Origin of the sequence: Pseudomonas sp. MWU12-2029, from assembly GCF_023242425.1 — a bacterium.
Lineage (GTDB): Bacteria > Pseudomonadota > Gammaproteobacteria > Pseudomonadales > Pseudomonadaceae > Aquipseudomonas > Aquipseudomonas kribbensis.
Genome location: NZ_JALJDY010000003.1, coordinates 346,001 through 368,374 on the forward strand (window position 1 = coordinate 346,001; position 22,374 = coordinate 368,374).

The 22,374-nt window shown below is 60.8% G+C and carries 21 protein-coding genes and 1 pseudogene; 13 read left to right on the forward strand and 9 right to left on the reverse strand.

All coding sequences use genetic code 11. From position 1 onward, the window contains the following. Positions 1-221: 221 nt before the first annotated feature. Together moaB and glp are read left to right on the forward strand one after the other, a co-directional pair. Complete coding sequence (gene moaB, locus M5B44_RS09405) at positions 222-761, forward strand: molybdenum cofactor biosynthesis protein B (RefSeq protein ID WP_085733108.1); 540 nt, start codon at positions 222-224, stop codon at positions 759-761. Further along, entirely contained in the window at positions 758-1,963 is a 1,206-nt protein-coding gene (glp, locus tag M5B44_RS09410) for a gephyrin-like molybdotransferase Glp (protein ID WP_248738950.1), read from the forward strand. Before moaB ends, glp begins: the two co-directional genes overlap by 4 nt. A 6-nt stretch (positions 1,964-1,969) precedes the next feature. On the opposite strand, the gene M5B44_RS09415 is transcribed toward glp, so the two are convergent. Both M5B44_RS09415 and M5B44_RS09420 read right to left on the reverse strand, forming a co-directional pair. Beyond that, positions 1,970-2,767, reverse strand: coding sequence for a MipA/OmpV family protein (locus M5B44_RS09415; RefSeq protein WP_248738951.1), 798 nt, complete (start codon positions 2,765-2,767; stop codon positions 1,970-1,972). A gap of 99 nt (positions 2,768-2,866) precedes the next feature. Continuing rightward, entirely contained in the window at positions 2,867-3,355 is a 489-nt protein-coding gene (locus M5B44_RS09420; RefSeq protein ID WP_248738952.1) for a GFA family protein, read from the reverse strand. Positions 3,356-3,564: 209 nt separating this feature from the next. On the opposite strand from M5B44_RS09420, the gene M5B44_RS09425 reads away from it, so the two are divergent. The 3 genes from M5B44_RS09425 (at position 3,565) to M5B44_RS09435 (ending at position 6,764) form a co-directional block, all read left to right on the forward strand. Continuing rightward, positions 3,565-4,449, forward strand: a complete 885-nt coding sequence (locus M5B44_RS09425) for a LysR substrate-binding domain-containing protein (RefSeq protein WP_248738953.1) — start codon at positions 3,565-3,567, stop codon at positions 4,447-4,449. Positions 4,450-4,548: 99 nt separating this feature from the next. After that, positions 4,549-5,664 (forward strand): agmatine deiminase, encoded by a 1,116-nt coding sequence (gene aguA, locus M5B44_RS09430; RefSeq protein WP_248738954.1) that lies wholly within the window; start codon positions 4,549-4,551, stop codon positions 5,662-5,664. A gap of 2 nt (positions 5,665-5,666) precedes the next feature. Continuing rightward, on the forward strand, positions 5,667-6,764 hold the full coding sequence (locus tag M5B44_RS09435; protein WP_248738955.1) for an extracellular solute-binding protein: 1,098 nt from the start codon (positions 5,667-5,669) through the stop codon (positions 6,762-6,764). 13 nt (positions 6,765-6,777) lie between these two features. Here the strand turns inward: M5B44_RS09435 and M5B44_RS09440 are convergent, their stop codons facing one another. Genes M5B44_RS09440 through M5B44_RS09450 form a run of 3 tightly spaced genes read right to left on the reverse strand, consistent with a single transcriptional unit; the run spans position 6,778 to position 9,310 of the window. Next, on the reverse strand, positions 6,778-7,404 hold the full coding sequence (locus M5B44_RS09440; protein WP_248738956.1) for a DNA-3-methyladenine glycosylase family protein: 627 nt from the start codon (positions 7,402-7,404) through the stop codon (positions 6,778-6,780). Between the two features lie 3 nt (positions 7,405-7,407). Beyond that, positions 7,408-8,205 (reverse strand): isocitrate lyase/PEP mutase family protein, encoded by a 798-nt coding sequence (locus M5B44_RS09445; RefSeq protein ID WP_248738957.1) that lies wholly within the window; start codon positions 8,203-8,205, stop codon positions 7,408-7,410. Between the two features lie 22 nt (positions 8,206-8,227). Continuing rightward, a complete protein-coding gene (locus M5B44_RS09450) occupies positions 8,228-9,310 on the reverse strand; it encodes a bifunctional transcriptional activator/DNA repair enzyme AdaA (protein WP_248738958.1) in 1,083 nt (360 codons plus the stop codon). A 109-nt stretch (positions 9,311-9,419) separates the two neighbouring features. Here M5B44_RS09450 and M5B44_RS09455 point away from each other — a divergent pair, with 109 nt between their 5' ends. After that, positions 9,420-9,833 carry a VOC family protein gene (locus tag M5B44_RS09455; RefSeq protein WP_248738959.1) on the forward strand — a complete coding sequence of 138 codons (414 nt, stop codon included), beginning with the start codon at positions 9,420-9,422 and terminating at the stop codon, positions 9,831-9,833. Here the strand turns inward: M5B44_RS09455 and M5B44_RS09460 are convergent. Beyond that, entirely contained in the window at positions 9,830-10,450 is a 621-nt protein-coding gene (locus tag M5B44_RS09460; protein WP_248738960.1) for a LysE family translocator, read from the reverse strand. The genes M5B44_RS09455 and M5B44_RS09460 overlap by 4 nt on opposite strands. 273 nt (positions 10,451-10,723) lie before the next feature. Between M5B44_RS09460 and M5B44_RS09465 the strand changes: the two genes are divergently transcribed. Further along, the gene (locus M5B44_RS09465; protein WP_248738961.1) at positions 10,724-11,329 is read left to right on the forward strand and encodes a biliverdin-producing heme oxygenase; all 606 of its coding nucleotides are present in this window, start codon (positions 10,724-10,726) and stop codon (positions 11,327-11,329) included. Continuing rightward, complete coding sequence (locus tag M5B44_RS09470; protein WP_248738962.1) at positions 11,326-13,563, forward strand: ATP-binding protein; 2,238 nt, start codon at positions 11,326-11,328, stop codon at positions 13,561-13,563. The genes M5B44_RS09465 and M5B44_RS09470 overlap by 4 nt, the downstream gene beginning before the upstream one ends. On the opposite strand, the gene M5B44_RS09475 is transcribed toward M5B44_RS09470, so the two are convergent. Continuing rightward, complete coding sequence (locus tag M5B44_RS09475; protein WP_248738963.1) at positions 13,541-14,326, reverse strand: type 1 glutamine amidotransferase domain-containing protein; 786 nt, start codon at positions 14,324-14,326, stop codon at positions 13,541-13,543. The two genes, M5B44_RS09470 and M5B44_RS09475, sit on opposite strands and share 23 nt — an antisense overlap. Before the next feature lie 142 nt (positions 14,327-14,468). Between M5B44_RS09475 and M5B44_RS09480 the strand changes: the two genes are divergently transcribed. The 3 genes from M5B44_RS09480 to M5B44_RS09490 all read left to right on the forward strand — a co-directional run bounded on the left by M5B44_RS09480 (position 14,469) and on the right by M5B44_RS09490 (position 17,790). After that, positions 14,469-15,056 carry a LysE family translocator gene (locus M5B44_RS09480; RefSeq protein WP_248738964.1) on the forward strand — a complete coding sequence of 196 codons (588 nt, stop codon included), beginning with the start codon at positions 14,469-14,471 and terminating at the stop codon, positions 15,054-15,056. 355 nt (positions 15,057-15,411) lie between these two features. After that, a complete protein-coding gene (locus M5B44_RS09485; RefSeq protein ID WP_248738965.1) occupies positions 15,412-15,783 on the forward strand; it encodes a DUF6124 family protein in 372 nt (123 codons plus the stop codon). 186 nt (positions 15,784-15,969) lie between these two features. Then, positions 15,970-17,790, forward strand: coding sequence for a hypothetical protein (locus M5B44_RS09490; protein ID WP_248738966.1), 1,821 nt, complete (start codon positions 15,970-15,972; stop codon positions 17,788-17,790). A gap of 160 nt (positions 17,791-17,950) precedes the next feature. Here the strand turns inward: M5B44_RS09490 and M5B44_RS09495 are convergent. Next, positions 17,951-18,157: pseudogene (locus tag M5B44_RS09495) on the reverse strand (helix-turn-helix transcriptional regulator); the annotation flags it as partial. Positions 18,158-18,564: 407 nt separating this feature from the next. On the opposite strand from M5B44_RS09495, the gene M5B44_RS09500 reads away from it, so the two are divergent. Then, positions 18,565-18,936 (forward strand): DUF6124 family protein, encoded by a 372-nt coding sequence (locus tag M5B44_RS09500; protein ID WP_248738967.1) that lies wholly within the window; start codon positions 18,565-18,567, stop codon positions 18,934-18,936. 161 nt (positions 18,937-19,097) lie between these two features. Beyond that, the gene (locus M5B44_RS09505; RefSeq protein WP_248738968.1) at positions 19,098-21,380 is read left to right on the forward strand and encodes a hypothetical protein; all 2,283 of its coding nucleotides are present in this window, start codon (positions 19,098-19,100) and stop codon (positions 21,378-21,380) included. A 142-nt stretch (positions 21,381-21,522) separates the two neighbouring features. On the opposite strand, the gene M5B44_RS09510 is transcribed toward M5B44_RS09505, so the two are convergent. Continuing rightward, positions 21,523-22,353 (reverse strand): helix-turn-helix transcriptional regulator, encoded by an 831-nt coding sequence (locus M5B44_RS09510; RefSeq protein WP_248738969.1) that lies wholly within the window; start codon positions 22,351-22,353, stop codon positions 21,523-21,525. Positions 22,354-22,374 lie beyond the last annotated feature (21 nt).

Consider the following 22,374-nt stretch of genomic DNA (forward strand, 5'->3'; position numbering starts at 1 on the left):
ACGATCCCACTGATCGCGTTTTACGTCCAATCGGAAGCGTTGAAGAGGCTATCGAGGAATTCAATCATGGCCGGTTTCATTGGCTGGGTCAGTGAGCGCCGCCCGATAAAAAACAGCCGATAGAGCGGGTCGATAATGTGGTTGGTTAGAGTGATTAGACAGTGTTCATAAGTGGCACTTAGGCTCTGGCCCAATTGAATTGGCGAAGGCCGGAGAGTGCCATGAGTGTTAAAGCGGATGCCCTGTTTGTTCCCTTGAATATTGCCGTGCTGACGGTCAGCGATACCCGCGATTACGCCAGCGATACTTCCGGCCAGTTGTTGGTCAGCCGTCTGCTGGAGGCTGGCCACACGTTGAGCGAACGCAACCTGCTCAAGGACGACCTGTACAAGATCCGCGCTCAGGTCGCGCAGTGGATTGCCGACGACGGCATTCAAGTGGTGCTGATCACCGGCGGCACCGGTTTCACTGGCCGCGACAGCACCCCGGAAGCGGTGGCGTGTTTGCTGGACAAACAGATCGACGGTTTCGGCGAACTGTTCCGCGCCATCTCGATTCTCGACATCGGCACCTCGACCGTCCAAAGCCGCGCACTGGCGGGGCTGTCCAACGGCACGCTGGTGTGCTGCCTGCCGGGTTCCACCGGCGCGTGCCGCACGGCGTGGGAAGGCATCCTCGCCGAGCAACTGGATAACCGTCACCGCCCGTGCAACTTCGTCCCGCACCTCAAACCGGTGCAAGCCTGCGGGCCACGGGGATGAGCAAGCCTGGATTGATGCCGGTCGAGGACGCACTCGACCAGTTGCTGGCGATGGCCAACGAACAACGCTTGCCGGACAGCGAACCGGTGCCGCTCACTGAGGCGCGCGGTCGAGTATTGGCCAGCGATCTGGTCGCCACCCTCGATCTGCCGCCATGGCCGAACAGTGCCATGGACGGTTACGCCTTGAACCTCGCCGATCTGCACCGCCAGCCATTGAGCGTCTCGCAACGGGTCTACGCCGGGCTGGCGCCGGACGCCTTGCTGCCCGGCACCTGCGCGCGGATTTTCACTGGTGCGCCGTTGCCCAATGGCGCCAATTGCGTGGAAATGCAGGAAAACGTCGAGGTGCTGGAGGATGGTCGCGTGCGGTTTCTGCAACCGCTGAAAGTCGGCCAGAACATCCGCGCCCAGGGCCAGGAAAACCGTGTCGGCGACACGCTGCTGCGCGCCGGTAAACGCCTCGGCCCGTTCGAACTGGCGGTGGCGGCGGGGCAGGGCATGACCCATTTGCCGGCGGTCCGTCGTCCCCGTGTGGCATTGCTGTCGACCGGTGACGAACTGGTGGAACCGGGCCAGCCCCTGCGTCCCGGCAGCATCTACAACAGCAACCGCACCTTGCTCGATCACTGGTTGCGCGAGCTGGGTTGCGAGGTGATCGACGCCGGGATTCTTCCGGATCGCCCGGCGCAGACCCGGCTCAAACTTGAGCAGTTGCAGGTGGCGGCCGATCTGATTCTGACCACCGGCGGTGTGTCTGCCGGTGACGCCGATTGCCTCGGCCAGGTGCTGCGCGACAACGGCAAACCCTTGCTGTGGAAACTCGCGATCAAACCCGGCAAACCGCTGACGGTCGGGCATTTCGGCATGGTGCCGGTGATCGGTCTGCCGGGCAATCCGACCTCGGCACTGGTGACCTTCGGCCTGCTGGCGCGCCCCTACCTGTTGCGCATTCAAGGCGTGGAAGAGGTGATGCCGCTGAGCCTCACCGTCAACGCCGGGTTCGACTGGCCGAAACCCGGCAGCCGCCGCGAGTACCTGCGGGTGCGGCTGGAGGGCGGGCAGGCGGCGCTGTATCCGAACCAGAGTTCCGGCGTACTGCTCGGCGCGACCTGGGCTGACGGGCTGGTGGAAATCCCGGAGAACAGCACGTTGCGAATGGGCGATCCGCTGCGCTTCATTCCGTTCAGCGAACTGTTCTGAGAGCGATCAAAAGGTGTAGACCACTTGCCCGGCAAGGGACGTCTGCAGCCGACGCTCGACAATCGGGCTGTCGGCCGCTTCGTGGTTCAGGTACTGCACGGCCAGCACCGTTGAGACGCTCCATTGTTTGTCCAGCGGCAATGACCACGTCAGTTCAGCGCCACGGCTGATCAACCCGGCCCGGGCCTTGTACGCGCGGAACTGGCTGCGCGAAGCCTGGGCATCGCTGACGCCGTACCAGGTGCGCATGTAGTTGCTGTCGCCGAACTGGCTGTTGAGGCCGCCGGTGACCTTGCCGAAACGTCCTTCGTAGAGCGGCGCGCTGATGCTCAGCTTGAGGCGGTTCCAGGACGAGCCGGTGTCGTGGTCATCGTCGTCTTTTTCCAGCGCATGCTCGAAACTCGCGCCGAGAATGAGCGGGCCGAGGTGATACGTCCCGTCGAGCCCGATCACCGGGCGCGACTTGATCGAACCCATGCCGTTGAGTTCGTCCGAGCCTTTGTAACCGGTCTTGCGATCCTTGCGCACATCGCTGGCGCCGATGTAGACGCTGAGGCCGAAATCCTCTTCATCGAAACCCCAGCCCAGACCTCGGCTTGTGTCGAGAAATACGCCGTAGGGGCTGACGATTTCGACACCCACCAATGGCGCCACCACCCGTTCATCACTGCCGCTGTAACGCGGAGCGCTGGCGGCCCCGGCGCGCAGCGTGGTGTGCCAGTCTTCGGCACGCAGCGAGTCGCCGGGCAGCAGCAGGCAAAGGGAGGTCAGGGACAGCGAGAACGTACGCAGCGAAACCGGCATGGGGCACCCGAGGGAAATGTGGATGCGCCATGCTAGGCGGGCAGCGGCCGGCAATCTTTGGCAGCTTTGTCGGGAAACTGTCAAAGACTGTGAACGTGGTTACCGGGTCAATTTCAGCCGTTCGTGCCATTGGGCAATGGATTCTTCGGGATAGACCTCGAATTGCTGATCCTTCGCGCTCGCCTGCACTTCGACCCATGGCGCTTTCGAGCCGAGCATCAGGTGGGTGTACTCCGGCGGCACCGGCAACGGTGTGTCGATGGCCGAGGCGAACGGGTGGATCAGCTCCGGCCACTCCGGGCTGAACAGCCACAGGCCGCTGCCGCACAGCGAGCAGAAGTGTCGTTCGGCGGTGCTGCGATGGGCGCGTTTGTCGCCATCGTCTTTCATCTTCGCGTGGTAGATCGTGATGTGCTTGCGCCCGCGCACCTTGAGGCTGGCCGCGTCGCCGCCGAGGTTGATCGCATAGCCGCCACCGCCCTGGGTCTTGCGGCAGATCGAGCAGTAGCAGCGCTGATAAGGGTAGGGGTGGGCGCTGTCGAGGGTGAATGAAACCGCGCCGCAGTGGCAGGAGCCTTCGAGGTGCATGATTGGCCTCCGGTGGGCTTTGTCGATGCGGTTCAGCCTAGAAGAGATGTCGCGTCTGTGCCGCCGCTATCGCGAGCAAGCTCGCTCCCACACTTGAAACACGGTCCAACTGTGGGAGCGAGCCTGCTCGCGATAAACGATTACGCGGTGCAACTGGACGCCCACGAAAAGCCCGGTCAGCATGTCCGCAAAAAAAGGTACTCAAACCCATGCGTCGACTACCTTCCCTGGCCGCCCTGCGAACCTTCGAGTGCGCCGCCCGCCACGCGCATTTCGGCCGGGCCGCCGCCGAGCTCTGTGTTACCGACAGCGCCGTCAGCCATCAGATCCGCCAACTCGAAGAGCAACTGGGCGTGCCGCTGTTCATCCGCGAGGGCCGGCAGATTCGCCCGACCATCGCCGCCGGGCGCTTGATGCAGAGCCTGCAACAGGCCTTCGAACTGATCGGCGATGCCTGCGACGAGTTGCGTGATCCGTCCTCGCTCGCCGTGTTGCGGCTGGCGGTCACGGCGGAGCTGGCGCAGAAGTGGCTGATGAACCGTCTCACCGATTTCTACGCGCGTTATCCGCACATCACCTTGCACCTCTACGAACAACCGATCGACGCCACGGCGCCCGGCGAAGACATCGACCTGGCGATCACCTACGGCACCGGCCCGGTGGACAGCAGCGCGTACTTCGTTCGCCCGTTGCCCGCGTTGCAGTTCTTCCCGGTGTGCAGCCCCGGCCTGTTCAACCAGGGCAACCTGAAAACCCCGAAGGACCTGGCCCGCCATTGCCTGCTGCACGACGATCAGGACGGCAAGACCTGGACCGCGTGGCTGACCAGCCATGCCGGCGACCTGCGCCCGGAGCGCCAGTTGTATTTCGCCCATGCCGGCCTGGCGCTGGAAGCCGCCGCGCAAGGGCAGGGCGTGGCGATGGGCGACAACCTCACGGCGCAGGAAGATCTGCAGAGCGGCCGTCTGGTGCGACCGTTCACTTCCAACATGACCGCACTCGGCCAATACGCGCTGGTCTGCGAGCGGGTGCGCCTGGAGCGTCCGGCGGTGGCGCAGATGCTGGAATGGTTCAACGATCAGCTGGCGGATTGATGAGTTGAATTCAACTGTTCCGAAATAATCATCGTTGGCGGGCCGACCGCTCGCGACCGTAGCCTGAGGTCATTCCCATCCCGATGACGAGGTTTGACCATGGCACGTTTGCTCGACACCACCCCGAAACAGGACGGCTTCCGTCTGCCCGGCGAATTCGAAGCCAAGTCCGGATGCTGGCTCGGCTGGCCTGAGCGCACCGACGTCTGGCGCAATGGCGCCAAGCCAGCGCAGAAAGTCTGGGTGGAGATCGTCACCGCGATCTCCCACAGCGAACCGGTGACGGTCTGCGCTTCGGCCTCCCAGTTCGCCACTGCCCGCCGCCAGTTGCCGCCGCAAGTGCGCGTGGTGGAGATGACCTGCAATGACACCTGGTTCCGCGACAGCGGCCCTTGCTTCGTGGTCAACGACCGGAGCGGTGAAGTGCGTGGTGTCGATTTTGAATTCAACGCCTACGGCGGCCTCGATGGCGGGCTCTACTACCCGTGGGACAAGGACGACCAGATCGCCAGCAAGATCCTCGAAATCGAGCGCTTCGACCGCTATCGCGCGCCGTTGATCGCCGAACTCGGCGGCATTCAGAGTGACGGCCAAGGCAGCATCCTGACCACCGAACAATGCCTGCTCAACCGCAATCGCAACCAGCACCTGGGCAAGGACGAAGTCACCCGCCGGCTGACCGATTACCTCGGCGCCGAGCAAGTGATCTGGCTGCCGCGCGGTTGCAAGTTCGACGAAACCGATGGCCATGTCGACGACCTCGCGTGCTTCGTGCGCCCCGGCGAAGTGGTGCTGCAATGGACCGACAACCGTGACGACCCGCAGTGGGAAATCTATCAGGAGGCCTACGACATTCTGCGCAGCACCCGCGACAGCCGTGGCCGCGAACTGATCGTGCACAAGCTGCCGCAACCGGACGTACTGGAGTGGACCGCCGAAGAAGCCGAAGGCCTCGATCAGCAGGACAGCACCCACACCCGTCAGGCCGGCACCAAAATCTGCGCCTCGTATATCAACTACTACGCCGGCAACAGTTCGATCGTGGTGCCGCTGTTCGGGGATCGCAACGATCAAGTGGCGCTGGCGACCCTCGCCGAACTGTTCCCGCAGCACAAGATCGTCGGTATCGAAAACTCCCGGGAAATCCTGCTCGGTGGCGGCAACGTCGCGTGCATCACCATGCCGCAATACGCCGGCCAGAAAAAAGGAGCCTGACCATGGGCCTGCACAAACTGAGTAAAGCGTTATTGCTGGTGCTTGCACCCCTGTGTGTGCAGGCCGCCGAGCCGGCGAAACCGGTGGTCAATCTGTATATCTGGGGCGAGTACCTGGCCCCGGATACCCTGAAGAATTTCGAGGCGAAAACCGGGATTCAGGTGGTCGCCGATCACTTCGATTCGCTGGAAACCGTCGAGACCAAATTACTGACTGGCCGCAGCGGCTACGACCTGGTGCTGACCGCCGGCCAGCACCTGTCGCGGGCCATCGAGAGCGGTGCGATCCAGACCCTGAACAAGCAGCAGCTCCCGCACTTTGCCGGAGTCGGTGAAGAGTTCCGTCAGCACATGGCGGTGTTCGATCCAGGCAACCGCTACGCCGGGATTTACGCCTGGGGCACCACCGGCGTCGGCTATCAGGAGGAGGCCGTGAAGCAGCGCCTGCCGGAGGCGCCACGGGACAGCTGGGCAATGCTGTTCGATCCGGCAGTGGTGTCGAAATTCGCCGATTGCGGGGTGAGCCTGCTCAACGATCCGAACGAAGTGTTCGCGGCGGTCATGAAATACATGGGCCTGGACATCAACCGCCAGAGCCTCGACGACCTGAAACTCGCCGAACAGCAACTGGCGAAGATCCGCCCGTATATCCGCTACTTCGACAACGACCTGAACATCAGCGACCTGGCCAACGGCAACACCTGCGTGGCGATGTCGTGGAACGGCAACGTTGCCATCGCGGCGGGTCAGGCAGAGGCGGCGAAAAAGCCGTTCAAGTTGAATTACCGGATTCCGAAGGAGGGCACGCTGATCTGGTTCGATGCGATGGTCATTCCCAAGGATGCACCTCACCCCGCGGCCGGATTGGCATTGATGGATTATTTGATGACGCCTGAGGTGATCGCGCCGATCACCGATACGATTCACTACGCCAATGCGATCACGGCGGCGGACGGGTTGATTGATCCGGCGATTCGCAATGATCCGGGGACTTATCCGCCGGAGGCGGTGAGGGCTTCGTTGTATAGCAAGAATGATAATGGCAAGGTGTTCAACCGGGCGTTGGTGCGGGCGTTCAGTCGGTTGAAGTCAGGCCTGTGAAAGTCGCCCTCACTTACGGTGAGGGCGCTTTTGGCACCCGCCATAAATACCAGGCCGCAACGGTGCGAAACGGACTCCACCCCAACCCGATCTCAATCATCTGCTTACGCGTCGGCTGCACCTCCAACCCCTTCAACCGCCGATACCCTTCGCGCACACCAAAGTCATCCGCCGGCAGAATATCCGGCCGCTCCAGGCTGTAGATCAGCAACATCTCTACAGTCCAGCGCCCAACCCCGCGCAAACTGACCAACCGCTCGATCAGCGCCTCATCCTCCATCGCCAGTGCAGTCAAATAATCCGGGACCACACCATCCAGTGTCGCCTGGGCAATCCCCTGAATCGTCGCAATCTTTCCGGCAGAAAACCCGCAACTGCGCATCTGATCGAACCCCGTCGCCAGAATCTGCTCCGGACGCGGAAACGTCCGCCCGGGGAACAACCCCACCAGCCGCCCGACAATCGCGTCGCCCGCCTTGGCGTGCAGTTGCTGATAGGCGATTGCCCGCACCAGCGACTCATAAGGATCCCGCGCCGGGTGCGGCTGATGCAGGCAAGGGCCGACCGCAGCGATGTGGCGCTGCCAGTCGGCGTCGAGGCTGGCCAGAAACTCGCTGGCCGGTTGGTAGGGATCGGGCATGGCTTACTTCAGCAGACCGTTGACTTCGCCATAGGTGAAGGCCTTGAGGTCGTGGGTGTCGAGCTTGCCGCTGGCGAGGAAGCTTTTCACCAGCGAGCCCATGGCGCCGTACATGAACTCGGCGATCCCGGAGCCGGCGCTCAAGCGGCGTACACCGAGAGATTTCAGTTCGTCGGGGGAGGGCAGGCCAGCGAAGCCCAGGACGTTGACCGGCAGGGTCGTGCCTTTGCAGATGGCTTCGATTTCGTAGGCGGAAGTCACCCCGGCTGCGAACAGGCCATCGGCCCCGGCTGCTTGATACAGCGCGGCACGGTGCAAAGTTTCGGCAACGCGATCCTCGGCCGGCACCAGACTTTTCAGATAAACATCGGTGCGGGCATTGATGAACAGCTTCACATCGCGCTTTCCGGCGACTTGCCGCGCCACTTCGATCTTGCGCGCCAGCAGTTCCGGCGTCCCGTTGCCGTCTTCAATATTGATCCCGACCGCGCCGGCGGCGACAACCGCATCGATCACTTCGGCGACCCGGTCGAGGTCATCGGAATAACCGGCCTCGATGTCCACGCTCAACGGCACCTTGATGACCCGGGCAATCGAGTCCACGGTGCTGATCAAACGCTCCAGCGGCAAAGTGTTGCCATCCGGATAACCGTGGGCCCAGGCCACGGCGGCACTGCTGGTGGCGACGGCTTTGCCACCAAGCTGCTCGACCAGCCGCGCGCCCGTGGCGTCGGCGACGTTGGTCAGGATCAGCAGGCCATCGTGGTGCAACTGGTGAAATTGTTTGTCGAGCGCGTTCATCGAAATCCCTTCTTGTCGTCGTTCAGAAAGCCAGCGGTTGCGTCATTTGCACGGCAGCGTTTTCCAGCCTGAGCAGAAACGCCTTGCGCGGTTGCCCACCACCATAGCCGGTCAGCGAGCCGTCCGCACCGATCACCCGATGGCACGGCACCACGATCGAAAGCCGATTGTGCCCGTTGGCCAGGCCCACGGCGCGACTAGCGCCGGGTTTGCCCAGCCGCGCGGCGATGGTGCCGTAAGTGCTGGTGTGGCCGTAGGGGATCTGCCGCAGTTCGGCCCAGACCTGGCGGGCAAACTCGCTGCCGGGCAGATGCAACGGCACGCTGAATTCGTTCAGTTTGCCGGCGAAGTACAGCGCCAGTTCGTTTTCGATCTGCTGCAAATGCGCGTTGTGCCCCGGTGCGACCACGTAGCCGTAGCGGTTTTGCAGTTCTTCGACTTCCCGGGTCAGCGCCGGACGGTCGAGAAACTCCAGCAACACCAGCCCACGTCGCTCGGCCATGGCGATCATCGGCCCCAGCGGCGTGGTCAGGCGGGTGAACAGCAGCGGTTCGCTGGCTGCCACACGGCCCGGCGTGATGTGGAACGACTTCTGAAATGCATCGCGAAAGCCGCTGAGGGATTCATAGCCGGAGTCGAACGCCGCATGGTCGATGGAGGTGCCTTGCTTGATCCCGCCCAGCGCCACGCCGAGCCGACGGGTGCGCAGCCACGCATGAAACGTCATGCCGAAATGCTGCTTGAACCAGCGCCGCAGCTTCAGCGGTTCGATGCCTTCGGCGAGCAATTGTGCGTCGCTCCAGCGCAGCTCCGGATCGGCGTCGACGGCCTTGAGCAGCCGTTGCACCCAATCCGGGGCTATCGCCGCGGCGTCCAGCGGTTTGCAGCGCAAACAGGCGCGATAACCGGCGGACAGACAGTCGTCAGCGTGGGCGAAGAACTCGACGTTTTCCGGTTTCGGCTTGCGCGCCGTGCAGGTCGGGCGGCAAAAGATCCCGGTGGTTTTCACGGCCGTGAAGAACACGCCTTCATAGGCAGTGTCGCTTGCGAGCATGGCGCGAACCATTTCGGCGTGAGGGGGCAGGACAGCGGCTTGTATGTTCATGGGCCGAGGATAAAACCAGTTATTCGATGGCTCCACCGAAAAATCGACAGTGAATTTTCGGGCCGCTGCACTACAGTGATCGGGTCGCTACAACTCGGGAAATGAAGGTATGCCACCGTTCACGATTCACCACATCGATCACATCGTGCTGCGCGTTGCCGATCTGCAACGCAGCATTGATTTCTACGACCGGGTCTTCGGCGCCGAAGTGGTCAAGCGCAACGAAAAGTTCGGTCTGGTGCACCTGCGCGCCGGCACGTCGATGATCGATCTGGTCGACCTCGACGGCGAAATCGGCCGCAAGGGCGGCGCCGCTGCCGGCAGCGAACGGCGCAATGTCGATCACTTCTGCCTGCGCATCGAACCGTTCGATGAAGCGGCGCTGATCAGCCACCTGCAATTCTGTGGCCTGACCGTCGACAAGGCCGCCACCCGTTTCGGCGCCGAGGGCAACGGCCTGTCGCTGTACTGCTTCGACCCGGACGGCAATCAGGTCGAACTCAAAGGCCCGTCCGAAGCCTAGGCCCGCTTGGCCATCAGCAACACCGAAGCCGCCGCCGACAACAGCCCCGCGCAGCAACGGTTGAAGATTCGCTTGCCGCGCGGCTCGGCGAACCAGCGGCGCATGTGCAGGCCCATGTAGGCGTAGGCGCTGATGGCGATCCATTCCAGCAGCAGGAACAGCACGCCCAGCAGCATGAATTGCGGGGTGATGGCGCGGTTCGGGTCGACGAACTGCGGTAGGAATGCAGTGAAGATCAGGATTGCCTTGGGGTTGCCTGCGGCCACCAGAAACTCTTGACGTGCCAGGGCCAGCAGTCCACTTGCCGGCGCAGTAACGGCATCTTCGGTAGCCGGATTCGCCCGCCACAGCTGCCACGCCAGATACAACAGATACCCCGCGCCGACAATCTTGATTCCGTAGAGCAACAGTTCGGACGTCTGCAGCACCACCGCCAGCCCCGCTGCCGCGAGGGCGATCATCCCGGCGAACGCCAACAACCGACCGACTCCGGCCACACAGGCGCGACGATAACCGTAACGGGTGGCGTTGCTGACCGACAGCAGGTTGTTCGGGCCGGGCGCCATGTTCAAGGCGAAACAGGCGGGCAGAAACAGGGAAAGGGTGGCGAGATCCATGGCGCGGGCTCCGGTGGCGGGACGGCTATTTTTATCACGCTGGCGGCAGGCCGGAACCGTACAGTCAGGCTGCGGAGTCGCGGTACAGCGATTGTCGGGCGTGAATCCGTTCGAACTTTCCGCCGCCCCGTCAACTCTGAAACCGTCACAGGGTGATGAATCCGCCAGAAAAAATTATCTGCCAGGTCAGAAAGGACAATTGCCGTGTAAGCTTTCGCGCCATGCGTTTCCATTCCCCAATGGCCCCAGGCGGCCCACTGTACGAGCGACTACATGCAAGCAAAGGCCCGCGAGGTTCATGTGCCACCGGTGTTGCAGGACTTGCGCGCCGGCACCGCCGAACTGCACATCGCACTGGAAAAACGCCTTCCTTTTTTCTCCGACACCCTTGATCTGCACGCTTTCGAGCGATTGATGCGCGCCTATTACGGCTTCTACCAGCCACTGGAAGCCGCGTTGCAGGACAGCGGCGCGATCCCCGCCGATTTCGATCTGGCTTCACGCCTCAAGGCGCCGACCCTGCAACGGGATCTGCACGCGTTGGGCGCAAATCCGGAGGTTTCCTCAATCTGCCGCCAGTTGCCCGTCATCGACTCCGCCGCTGCAGGTCTGGGCGTGCTGTATGTGTTGGAAGGCGCAACCCTCGGCGGGCAGATCCTGCGCCGGGAGATCGCCACACGCCTGAGTCTTGGCGCAGACAACGGCGCAGCATTTCTGGACATCTACGGCGCTGCCACCGGCCGGCGCTGGCGCGACTTCATCGAATACCTGGGCAGCCGCCCGATGGACGCCGGCGAGCGTGAAGCCGTCGTGGCGGCCGCCCACACCACATTCAGCTGTTTCGAGCGCTGGCTCGAAAGCCAGGAGGTTCTGGTATGACCCCGCAAGACAAAGAAGCCTTTGAAGAGTTGCTGGCCAACTGCGCCGACGAGCCGATCCGCTTTCCCGGCGCGATTCAGCCTCACGGTCTGCTGTTGACCCTGAGCGAGCCGGAGCTTTCGATTGTCCAGATCAGTGCCAACGTCGAGACCTTGCTCGCGCGCCCGGCACAGGAACTGATCGGCCAGCCGCTGCAAAGCCTGATTGGCGATGCCCATGCCGCGCAGGTTCGCGAGGCCTTGCAGCAACCGACCCTGTCCGACGCGCCGCCGCTGCACTTTCGCCTCAACGGCACGGCGTTCGAAGGCTTGCTGCATCGGCATCAGGATGTGCTGATCCTGGAGCTGGAAATCCACGTCGAAAACTTCCAGTCGCGCAACGTCGCCGGCACCGAAACCCACCTCGGGCGGATGCTCGCGCGCCTGCAGAAGGCCCAGAGCCTGCAGGCGCTGTACGACATCAGCGTCAAGGAAATCCAGGCCATGACCGGTTACGACCGGGTGCTGATCTATCGCTTCGAAGAGGAGGGCCACGGTCAGGTCATCGCCGAAGCGTCCGACCCGTCGATGGAAGTCTTCAACGGCTTGTTCTTCCCGGCGTCGGACATCCCCGAGCAGGCCCGGGAGCTGTACCGCACCAACTGGCTGCGGATCATCCCCAATGCCGACTATCAACCGGTGCCGCTGGTGCCCAAGTTGCGCCCGGACACCCAGACCCCACTGGACCTGAGCTTCGCCACGCTGCGCAGCGTGTCGCCGATTCACTGCCAGTACATGAAGAACATGGGCGTGCTGTCGTCGATGAGCATTTCCCTGCTCAAGGGCGACAAGCTCTGGGGCCTGATCAGCTGCGGCAACCGTCAGCCGTTGCACGTGCCGCATGAGTTGCGCACGGCGTGCCAGACCATCGGCCAGGTGCTGTCGTTGCAGATCAGCGCGATGGAAGCGCTGGAAGTCAGCCGTCAGCGTGAAGAAAAGGTAGAGGCGCTGGCGCTGCTCAATCAGGCGATGATCGATTCGCCACAGAACGTCTTTGATGGCCTGGCCAACCAGCCGCAGGTCCTGATGGCGCTGGCCAATGCCGGTGGCATCGCGATCATCGAAGACAAGCAACTGCACCGTTACGGCAACTGCCCGGAGCCAGACGAGATTCGCGCCCTGCACAAGTGGCTGCAGGAGCGCGACGAGCCGGTGTTTGCCAGTCATCACCTGGCCAGCGTCTATCCGCCGGCCGCGCAGTATCAGCAGGTCGCCAGCGGTGTGCTCGCCATGAGCCTGCCCAAACCGGTGGACAACGGCGTGCTGTGGTTCCGCCCGGAGGTCAAAGAGAACATCAACTGGAGTGGCGACCCACGCAAGCCGCTGGACCTGGAAAACTCAGACGCCGGCCTGCGTCTGCGCCCGCGTACTTCGTTCGAAATCTGGAAGGTCGAGATGGCCGGGATCTCCACCAAATGGAGCCACGGCGATCTGTTTGCCGCCAACGACCTGCGTCGCTCGGCACTGGAAAACGATCTGGCCCGCCAGGTGCGCCGCGAGCAGGAAGCGGTGCGCGCCCGTGATGAACTGGTGGCGGTGGTTTCCCACGATCTGCGCAACCCGATGACCGTCATTTCGATGCTGTGCGGCATGATGCAAAAGGCTTTCAGCTCGGACGGCCCGCACACCTCACGACGCATTTCGACGGCCATCGACACCATGCAACAAGCCGCCGGGCGCATGAACACGTTGCTGGAAGACTTGCTCGACACCTCGAAAATCGACGCCGGGCGTTACACCATCGCGCCGCAGAAACTCGATGTCGCGCAGATGTTCGAAGAGGCGCAGTCACTGCTCGCACCGCTGGCGCTGGACAAGGACATCAGCATCTCGTTCGAGGCCGATCCCGATCTGAGCATCCATGCCGACCCCGAACGGTTGTTTCAGGTGCTGTCGAATCTGGTCGGCAACGCGATCAAATTCACTCCGCGCCTGGGCACGGTCGATGTGTATGCCAAATCGGTCGGCGACGACATCGTCTTCACGGTGCGCGACAGCGGCGAAGGCATTCCCAAGGATCACTTGCCGCACGTCTTCGACCGTTACTGGACGGTGAAGGAAGGCAATCCGAACGGCACCGGGCTGGGCCTGTACATCACGCAGGGCATCGTCGAGGCCCACGGCGGGTGGATCGTGGCCGAGAGCGAGCCGGGGCAGGGCAGCGAATTCCGCTTCACCGTGCCACGTCTGGACTGAGCAGCGGTTCGCGGCGGGTGGCCTGCAACAGGGCCACCCACTCGGCGGCGAATCGATGGCAGTCGCCGGGCCAGCGCGCCGTGAGCAGGTTGCCGTCGCGCACCACAAAACCGATTTGCGGGTTCCCTGCCTGGTCGCGTTTGGCAATGAGCGGGCCGCGTATGAAGTCGGCCTTGCTCGCCAATGCGGTTTTCACTTCTGCCTCGACGGTCTGCTTGTAGGTGCGGTAGTAGCGCCCCAGCCACGCGGCGGTAATCAGCCACGCTGGCAACTCCATGGTTGCCGCCAGCAGTGCCGTGACCTTGCGCCCGAACAACACCGAACGCCCGGTGTCGGGATCGAGCGTCCGGGCCAGCAACAACACGCCATGACACACCGCCGCCACGGGTTTTTCGGCCTTGAAAAATTGCAGGGCGATCTGTTGGGCTTGCTTGGATTCCAGCAGTGTGCGCATCCCCTTGGCATGGCCGCCGGGAATCAGCAAGCCGTCAAACCGCGTCGTGTCTACATCGGCATATGCCAGCGGCTGCCTGAACGCATCGGACTCGATCATTTTCGCGTAACTGTCCAGATCGGCTTTGTGTGTCATCAGCATCGAACTAAGCAGGCCAAAGCCGATGTCCACCAGTCGTGAGTCGGCGTGGGCGGGCAAGCCTTGCGGCGTGGCAAAACGCACTTCGATGCCCGCGTCGCGCATGGCCTGCCACGGCACGCTGCTTTCGGTGGGGTCGTAATCGGCGGAGGGCAGCAGAATCAGAATCATCGCGGGCGACTTCCTGGTCGAGAGTGGTCATTGAGGTAGAGCGTAGTGGGTCTGCAGGCGCGGGGGTAATTTCGTTCAATACCCAAGGGCAGGGCGCTGGTTACCGTGAGCGCCTTGTTCCTCGATTTGAAGTAGGTGTGCGATGAGTCTGATTGTGTCGATGGCGGCGTTTGCCCTGGCTGCGTCCATTACCCCGGGGCCGGTGAATATCGTGGCGTTGAGTTCGGGGGCGCAGTTCGGCTTTCGCGCCAGTCAGCGGCATGTGGCCGGGGCGACGCTGGGGTTTGTGTTGTTGCTGGTGTTGATGGGGCTTGGTCTTCACGAAGTGTTGAAGATGTGGCCGGCGCTGACCCGTGTGGTGCAACTGGCCGGGGTGGCGTTTCTGCTGTTCATGGCCTGGAAACTGGCCACCGATAATGGGCAGTTGAATGCGGGAGAATCGGGCAGGGCGCCGTCGATGCTCTACGGCGCAGTGATGCAATGGCTCAATCCCAAGGCCTGGCTGGCCTGCGTGGCGGGGATGGGCGCGTTTGTTGCTGATGGCGAGGCACGGCTGGTGTGGCAGTTTGCGGCGGTGTATCTGGTGATCTGTTATTTGTCGGTCGGATGCTGGGTGTATGCCGGGACGTTCTTGCGCGGCTATCTTGGCAACCCGGCGGGGATGCGGTTGTTCAATCGGGTGATGGCTTTGTTGCTGGCGGTAAGTGCGGTGTATCTGTTGCTGCCGTAAGCGTGGCGGGCCTTGGGTTTAAAGGTGTTTAAGGATGCTTCCGGCAAGCCACGACACCTTGCGCCATTGCCTACGCATCCGCCAGAATCCGCCGGCTTGTGGGCCTTGGGGCCGGGTTCTATCGTGTGTCGGTCGCTGACGAATCAGCGACCGGACTTGACCGTCCGACTCAATCAAGGCGCCAGCGTGCCGTTTCCGTTCAGCTCTCGTGGCTGTTCGTTTTATGGCGGTTGTGCGCGGGATACCTTCGGGTATGCCGGGTTCCTTGATTCCCGGTCGGTCAACCCGCGTACAGCTGCCACCTGTTTCGATTGACCGCGAACGGTTGCAGCTCCGCCTATCAAGGAGCTTCACCATGATCAAACCAACGCCAAACCCACCCGAAACCGACCCGACCTCGCCCTACGAAACCCTCGACTCCAAGAAATTCCACGAAGCCGCCGAACGCGCCCTCGACCACTACCTCAACCCGTTCCACCCCAGAAAGCCGCTGCTCAAACCCAACACCCGCTACCTCATCGCCCCCGGCATCGCGAGCGAAGAGCTGCTGGCCGACGCCTGCGAAACCCTGACCTCGGCCAAAACCATGGCCAGCGATTTCGCCGGGATGATCGATGCGCCGCAGCGGCATGTGCTGCTGGGCATCGAGCAACTGATCATGCTGGCGGAACTGGCGGTGAATCGGGTGCTGGATAATCTGGATGTGGCGACTGAACCTCGGCCCTGAGTGCTGAAACTGAAACGGCCCCTTTGCGGGGCCGCTTTTTACGTCTGTGGGAAATCCTGTCGTCGAATACCGTTCGTCTTGAAACCCTGCTCACCTGTCAGATCTGACAGGTGACGACTTTTTCCTTTCGCGCTGAAATGAGACCTGCCCTGAAATGGCCCAGGCGCGGCACCCGAGGAGAAAAAGATGAATATCAACGTCAATTCAACGCAGGCTGATAGCGCGCTTGCGCTCCTGCCCATGTTCGTTCCCGGTGCGCTTACTTCAGTGCAGCCGACGGGGTTTGCCCACCTCGGTGCGCCTCTGGTCATCTACCCGGCGACCACCGGGCTGGCGATGGTGATTGATCCGGTGACAACGCTGTCCACCACGCTGACCGCTTTCGATACCGTGGTGATTTGGCTCAATGGTCAACCCACTTCGGCGATCAAAATCATCCAGCCGGGCGAAGAAAACGACCGCATTCTCATGTATCTGCCGCCGGGACAGCTGGTGAACGGTATCAACACAATGTTTTATCGGGTGACCCGACCCAGCGGTAACTTCGAGGACTCCACACCGATACTCAACGTGCTGTTCAACAACCCGGCCCCCAATATCACCGTCAGCCATCCGGCCAGCATCGGCCCGGGACAGCCAGCGGTCATCACCCTCACCGTCGGTTACGCACGGCCTTACGACACGGTCACCTTGACCATTGGCACCTGGAGCATCACGTTCACCAACCCCGACCCCACCAAACCGATCACTCACACCCTGACCGCAGCCGAACTCCAACAGATCGGCGATGGCACTCATTCGGTAAGTGCCCGGGTGATCGATCAATTGACCAACAGCAATGTGTCGCCGACGACTTCAATCACCATTTCCGCCAACCAGAAAGTGTATAACCCGCCGATCATCGTGGAGGGGGAACCGGGAAAGATTCTCGACGTTGCAGCACTGAACGGCAAAGACGCCACGATTCACGGCCTGACGTGGACGAGAATCGCGTCGGGGCAGCAGGTGTGGCTCAAACTGGCCGGACATAAACCCGACGGCTCGACCGTCACCTTGCAGATCTGGAATGGCGGCGGCAGTCAGGTCAATGCGACCTGGGTCAGCCAGGGCTTCTGGCCCAAACCGCTGCCGGCCAGCTTTCTGTCGCAATTGGCCGATGCCTCCAGTTTGCGGATGGAGTTCTGGGTATCAGAGGACAAGAGCAACAACTTTACGACGGCGACGAAGTTTGCGGATCAGGTGTACACGATCAAGGCAGAGGCACTAGTTGATCCCATCATCGAAAAAGTGAATGAAAATTCCGCCACCGGTGCGCTCGTTCTGGACGGAGGATCGACCTATGCGACCACGTTGGTGGTCAGCGGTACGGCGAGTGCAGGTCGACAGCTTCAAGTGCTGAAAAACGGGGCAGTGATCGATACGATCACGGTTAGTGTTACGGGTACATTTTCGTATACCCATGTCGATGCGACGCTGGGTGCGCGCAGCTATACGATCAAGGGTCTATATGGAACGTCGCCGGTTTCGACCCCTTGGTATTTGACAGTCAAAGTCGATACCTGGCGCGACTCAATCGTGGATTTCAACGGTGGCAATCCTGGAGGCTGGGTGATGGGCCCGGCTTCGAGGACTGCAAGGTTCATGAACGGTTATTACGAAAATTTGACTTACGATGCCGCAGGCAACAGGGGGGTTATATTAAGGCAATCGTTTCAATTAGAAGCGACTAGAACTTATCGACTTACCTACCAGATAGCAAACGTGAGTCCGCAACCTGAAAATGTTCCACCTGTAATCAGCGTCGCAACGAGTAGTGGCGTGGCGATTCTCAATCCATTTTCCGTCCCCAGGACCAACTCCTATTACCAACAAACGGCTAACTTCAGGGTTAATGTTGATGGTGTTTACACTATTGAATTCTTTAATCATGAAGATCGAGGCGGATACGGAGGGGCGCAAGGAGGAAATGATTACTACATCTCATCCATTTATGTTCAACGCCTTTGAGTAAAGTTACTCCTGCGTACCAGTTTCCAAACGGAGTAAAAAGTAAAAGAGTAAAAAAATAGAGTAAAAGGGGACGCATTTATTTACCTGCGGCAAAGTCATGACCAATGACTTCGCTAGTTACCCTCACGGCCCGCAGCAATGCGGGCCGTTTTGTTTTTCACCCGCGATACTGCCCCGGTGTAGCCGCCAGATGCTGTTTGAACGCCCGCTGAAAATGCGCCTGATCAGCAAACCCCGCCTCGAGCGCCACATCCGCAATCAACTGCCCGCGCCGCAAACACTCGCGGGCAAACTGAATCCGCTGGTTGACCAGAAACGCGTGTGGCGTCATGCCGAAGTGTTGTTTGAAGGCGCGGATCGAAAAAAGCAGAAAAAAGGGGACGCATTTATTTACCATGCTGTTGTATCCGTGAACGTGGCGAGCCTTGGGTTTAAAGGTGTTTAAGGATGCTTCCGGCAAGCCACAACGCCTTGCGCCTTTGCCTACGCATCCGCCAGAATCCGCCGGCTTGTGGGCCTTGGGGTCGGGTTCTATCGTGTGTCGGTCGCTGACGAATCAGCGACCGGGTTTCGCAGCCCGGATCAATCAAGGCGCCCAGAGCGTCGTTTCCGTTCAGCTTTTTTTGGCTGATCGCGTAATGGCGGTTGTGCGCGGGATACCTTCGGGTATGCCGGGTTCCTTGATTCCCGGTCTGCGAACCCGCGTACAGCTGTCACCTCCTTTCGTTTCGCAGCGAACCGTGGCAGCTCCATCAATCAGGGAGTTTTACCATGATCAAACCAACGCCAAACCCGCCCGAAACCGATCCGACCTCGCCCTACGAAACCCTCGACTCCAAGAAATTCCACGAAGCCGCCGAACGCGCCCTCGACCACTACCTCAACCCGTTCCACCCCAGAAAACCTCTGCTCAAACCCAACTCCCGCTACCTCATCGCCCCCGGCATCGCGAACGAAGAACTGCTGGCCGACGCCTGCGAAACCCTGACCTCTGCCAAAACCATGGCCAGCGATTTCGCCGGGATGATCGATGCGCCGCAGCGGCATGTGCTGCTGGGGATCGGGCAACTGATCATGCTGGCGGAACTGGCGGTAAATCGGGTGCTGGATAATCTGGAGGTGGCGGCAGAGCCTCGGCCCTGAGTGATGAAACTGAAACGGCCCCTGTGCGGGGCCGTTTTTGTTTGTGCTGGAAACCGTTTATCTGGAAAGCACGCTCACCTGTCAGATCTGACAGGTGACGGTGCACTCCTTTCGCGCTGTGATGTGACTCCATCCAAGTTGCCACGCGTCGGGAGGACAAGATGAGCAACTTCATCCTTTCATCTCAAGTCAGCGCTTTACTCCAGCTCTATCCGATGGCCATCCCCGGAGCGAAAACCAACGTGCTTCCGGCCGGCACTTACGATCTTGGTATCTCCCGGAGCATTCATTCGCCGTCCACCGACCTTTACATGGTGATTGATCCGGTCACGTTTTTTTCCACTGCTTTTGCCGTGGGTGACTCGGTAGAGCTGTACGTCAACGGCCAGGCGACTTCTGTGATCAAACCTATCAAGAAGGGCGAAGAGAACGATCCCATCGAGATGTCGTTGCCATGGGGATGGCTGGTTAACGGCCTAAACACCCTGTTCTATCGGGTGACCCGAGTCAGCGGCAATTTCGAGGACTCGACTCCGATCCTCCATTTGCTGTTCAACAACCCGGCCCCCACCATCATCGTCAGCCATCCGCCCAGCATCGGTCCGGGACAGCCAGCGGTCATTACCCTCACCGTCGGTTACGCACGACCTTACGACACGGTCACCTTGACCATTGGCACCTGGAGCATCACGTTCACCAACCCCGATCCCACCAAGCCGATCACGCACACCCTGACCGCCGCCGAACTCCAACAGATTGGCGATGGCACCCATCAGGTGAGTGCCACGGTGGTCGACCAGTTGAGCAACCGCAATGTGTCGCCGACGAGCTCTATCATAATCACCGCCAACACACTTGTTTTACCGCCCCCCTCCGTCACGGGGCAGACAGGCAACAACTTCAACCCGACCTTGCAGAATGTCGAGGTAGTGGTGCCTGCGGGCGCTTTGCTGCCCGGCGACAAGGTCCACGTCGAATGGGAGGGCGCAATCAGTGCGCCGGGGGCGTCATTCAAAAGTGCGCAACGTCTGGTCAGTGCCGGCCTGAAGTTTCCGGTACCACGCTCGGTGCTGGCCTACAGCCTGGGCAAAGCGGTCAAGGTTACCTATGTCATCGAGCGCAATGGTGTCTCGACCCCATCGCAAGTCTTGCCACTGAATATCCTGCCATTGCCCGCCACGGCGCTGATCCCGCCGAAAATTCTGGAAGCGGATGCGAACAACGTACTTGACGTTATCGCGCTGGGCACGAAGAACGCCACGATTCATGCCTTGCTCTGGACGCTTATTGCAGATGGCATGCCGTGCTGGCTTTCGCTGGAGGGCAAGAAAGCAGACGGTACGGCACATAATCTGGCCTTGTGGAATGGCCTGCCGGCGCGGGTCAATCCGACTTGGGTCAGCCAGGGTTTCTGGCCTGCAGCACTGGTGAACAGTTACCTGACGCAACTGGGAGATGGCACTTCACTGCGCATCAAGTTCGCGGTGTCGATGGACATGAGCAATGTCAGGGCGACGGCAGTGGAATTTCCGGATCGGGTCTATACGATCAAGGCTGTGGCGCTCATTGTGCCAACCATCGTCAACGTGAACGAGAACACCGCCACCGGTAAACCTGTTGCGAACGCAGGAACCACCACGGCAACCACGCTGGTGATCAGCGGCAAGCTGAGCCCCGGTCAGCAGGGCGAGTTGTACGATGGCAGCGGCGCGAGCGCGAAACCGTTGGGCAAGGTGACCGCCGACGCGGCGGGAGCCTATTCGCGCACCATCACGGTCGCGCAGGGCGGCCATCGGTACTACATTCAGTCGCTGTATCACCCCGGGACGGTGTATTCCAATGTCTGGACGTTGACCGTAGTGGCAGCGCTTAACCCCGGCGCCAATAAAACCCTCAATCTGACTGACGTCATCTTTGCCGAAGGTCGGCTACCCGCCTATTTTCCTGCGTCTTTGACTTATACACAGTTGGCAACCGGAGGGGTGCAACCCATCGCATATCACTCGCAAAATACGGCAATCGCCACGGTCACGCCTCAGGGAGGGACAGTTACCTGCAGAGCCAATGGAACTACGCAGATCGTCGCCACTGATGCGAGGGGGGCAACTGCTTCATACACGCTTACAGTGCGGGGAATCAAAACCCTTCTTCGAAATGATACAGCGTTGAGATCATGGACAGACGGACACAACCATTGCATAGCGCGCGGTGGCCGCTTGCCTTCGTACTCCGAACTTGTGGCTTTTTATGTAATTTACGCGAGAGAAAATAAAGATGTCGCTGTGCTATTGGGCTGGCCAAATATTCAATCACACCCTCATATTTGGTTCGGCGTCTGGCTCAATGGCCAAAATGGAATTTACCACGCGGTACTTACAAAACATCCCGGAGGTGGTGGCCCGGAAACCACCGGAGCTCGCCCTACACTTTGTTTGATTGGGTAATCCGTTTTTTAGAGTAAAAGGTGCAAAATGCAAAAGAGTAAAAGGTGCAAAAGGGGACGCATTTATTTACTTGCGGCAAAGTCATGACCAATAACTTCACCCGCTACCCTCACGGCCCGCAGCGATGCGGGCCGTTTTTGCTTTAACCCCTATATTGCCCCGGCGTCGCCGCCAGATGCTGTTTGAACGCTCGCTGAAAATGCGCCTGGTCAGCAAACCCGGCCTCCAGCGCCACATCCGCAATCAACTGCCCGCGACGTAAACATTCGCGAGCAAACTGAATGCGCTGGTTGACCAAAAACGCATGGGGCGTCATGCCGAAGTGCTGTTTGAAGGCGCGGATCAAATAGGACGCTGACAGCTCGGCAGCGGCGCAAATGTCGTCGAGGCTGAGCAGGTCGGTGCAGTGCTGGCGGATGAAGTCGGCGGCGCACTCAAGCTTGAAGTTCGGTTCGCGCAGCGGTGGTTCGATGGGGTTCAGGCGCAGTTGCAGGTCGCTGAAGAACTCTACCGCTGCGCTCTGTTTGCGCAGCACGTCTTGCTGCTCGTCGACCAATACCGCGTACAACGCATTCAAGTCGCGAAACAGGCGGGCGTCATTCAAGTGGGTATCGGAAAACCGCCGAAACTCCAGTTCCGCACTGAAGCCCAACTGATGCTGCAGATCCGTCAGCCACGGCGTTTCCACATACAACATCAGATACGACCACGGCTGATCGTCGATCGGGTTGCACGCGTGCACATCCTCCGGATTCATCAGCACCACCGTGCCGGCCGCCACTTCGAACGAGGATTGCTCATGCACATAGGTGCTGCGCCCGGCGGTGATCGCACCGATGGAAAAGTGCGCGTGGGAATGCCGTGAATAACAGACCTCGCGCCCATCGGCGATACCCCGGGCTTCGATGAAGGGCAGGGCGTCGTCGCGCCAGAAGCGCGGGGCTTGTTCGGGGTTCCTGGTGGCGGCTTTCATTGTCGGGGTTCTCGGCAGGCC

Coding starts and splice junctions, on each gene's coding strand:
- M5B44_RS09450 (WP_248738958.1), bottom strand. CDS start 9,310: ATGAACATACAAGCCGCTGTCCTGCCCCCTCACGCCGAAATGGTTCGC.
- aguA (WP_248738954.1), top strand. CDS start 4,549: ATGGCACGTTTGCTCGACACCACCCCGAAACAGGACGGCTTCCGTCTG.
- M5B44_RS09435 (WP_248738955.1), top strand. CDS start 5,667: ATGGGCCTGCACAAACTGAGTAAAGCGTTATTGCTGGTGCTTGCACCC.
- M5B44_RS09465 (WP_248738961.1), top strand. CDS start 10,724: ATGCAAGCAAAGGCCCGCGAGGTTCATGTGCCACCGGTGTTGCAGGAC.
- M5B44_RS09455 (WP_248738959.1), top strand. CDS start 9,420: ATGCCACCGTTCACGATTCACCACATCGATCACATCGTGCTGCGCGTT.
- M5B44_RS09415 (WP_248738951.1), bottom strand. CDS start 2,767: ATGCCGGTTTCGCTGCGTACGTTCTCGCTGTCCCTGACCTCCCTTTGC.
- glp (WP_248738950.1), top strand. CDS start 758: ATGAGCAAGCCTGGATTGATGCCGGTCGAGGACGCACTCGACCAGTTG.
- M5B44_RS09470 (WP_248738962.1), top strand. CDS start 11,326: ATGACCCCGCAAGACAAAGAAGCCTTTGAAGAGTTGCTGGCCAACTGC.
- M5B44_RS09500 (WP_248738967.1), top strand. CDS start 18,565: ATGATCAAACCAACGCCAAACCCGCCCGAAACCGATCCGACCTCGCCC.
- M5B44_RS09440 (WP_248738956.1), bottom strand. CDS start 7,404: ATGCCCGATCCCTACCAACCGGCCAGCGAGTTTCTGGCCAGCCTCGAC.
- M5B44_RS09475 (WP_248738963.1), bottom strand. CDS start 14,326: ATGATTCTGATTCTGCTGCCCTCCGCCGATTACGACCCCACCGAAAGC.
- M5B44_RS09460 (WP_248738960.1), bottom strand. CDS start 10,450: ATGGATCTCGCCACCCTTTCCCTGTTTCTGCCCGCCTGTTTCGCCTTG.
- M5B44_RS09480 (WP_248738964.1), top strand. CDS start 14,469: ATGAGTCTGATTGTGTCGATGGCGGCGTTTGCCCTGGCTGCGTCCATT.
- moaB (WP_085733108.1), top strand. CDS start 222: ATGAGTGTTAAAGCGGATGCCCTGTTTGTTCCCTTGAATATTGCCGTG.
- M5B44_RS09445 (WP_248738957.1), bottom strand. CDS start 8,205: ATGAACGCGCTCGACAAACAATTTCACCAGTTGCACCACGATGGCCTG.
- M5B44_RS09505 (WP_248738968.1), top strand. CDS start 19,098: ATGAGCAACTTCATCCTTTCATCTCAAGTCAGCGCTTTACTCCAGCTC.
- M5B44_RS09425 (WP_248738953.1), top strand. CDS start 3,565: ATGCGTCGACTACCTTCCCTGGCCGCCCTGCGAACCTTCGAGTGCGCC.
- M5B44_RS09420 (WP_248738952.1), bottom strand. CDS start 3,355: ATGCACCTCGAAGGCTCCTGCCACTGCGGCGCGGTTTCATTCACCCTC.
- M5B44_RS09485 (WP_248738965.1), top strand. CDS start 15,412: ATGATCAAACCAACGCCAAACCCACCCGAAACCGACCCGACCTCGCCC.
- M5B44_RS09510 (WP_248738969.1), bottom strand. CDS start 22,353: ATGAAAGCCGCCACCAGGAACCCCGAACAAGCCCCGCGCTTCTGGCGC.
- M5B44_RS09490 (WP_248738966.1), top strand. CDS start 15,970: ATGAATATCAACGTCAATTCAACGCAGGCTGATAGCGCGCTTGCGCTC.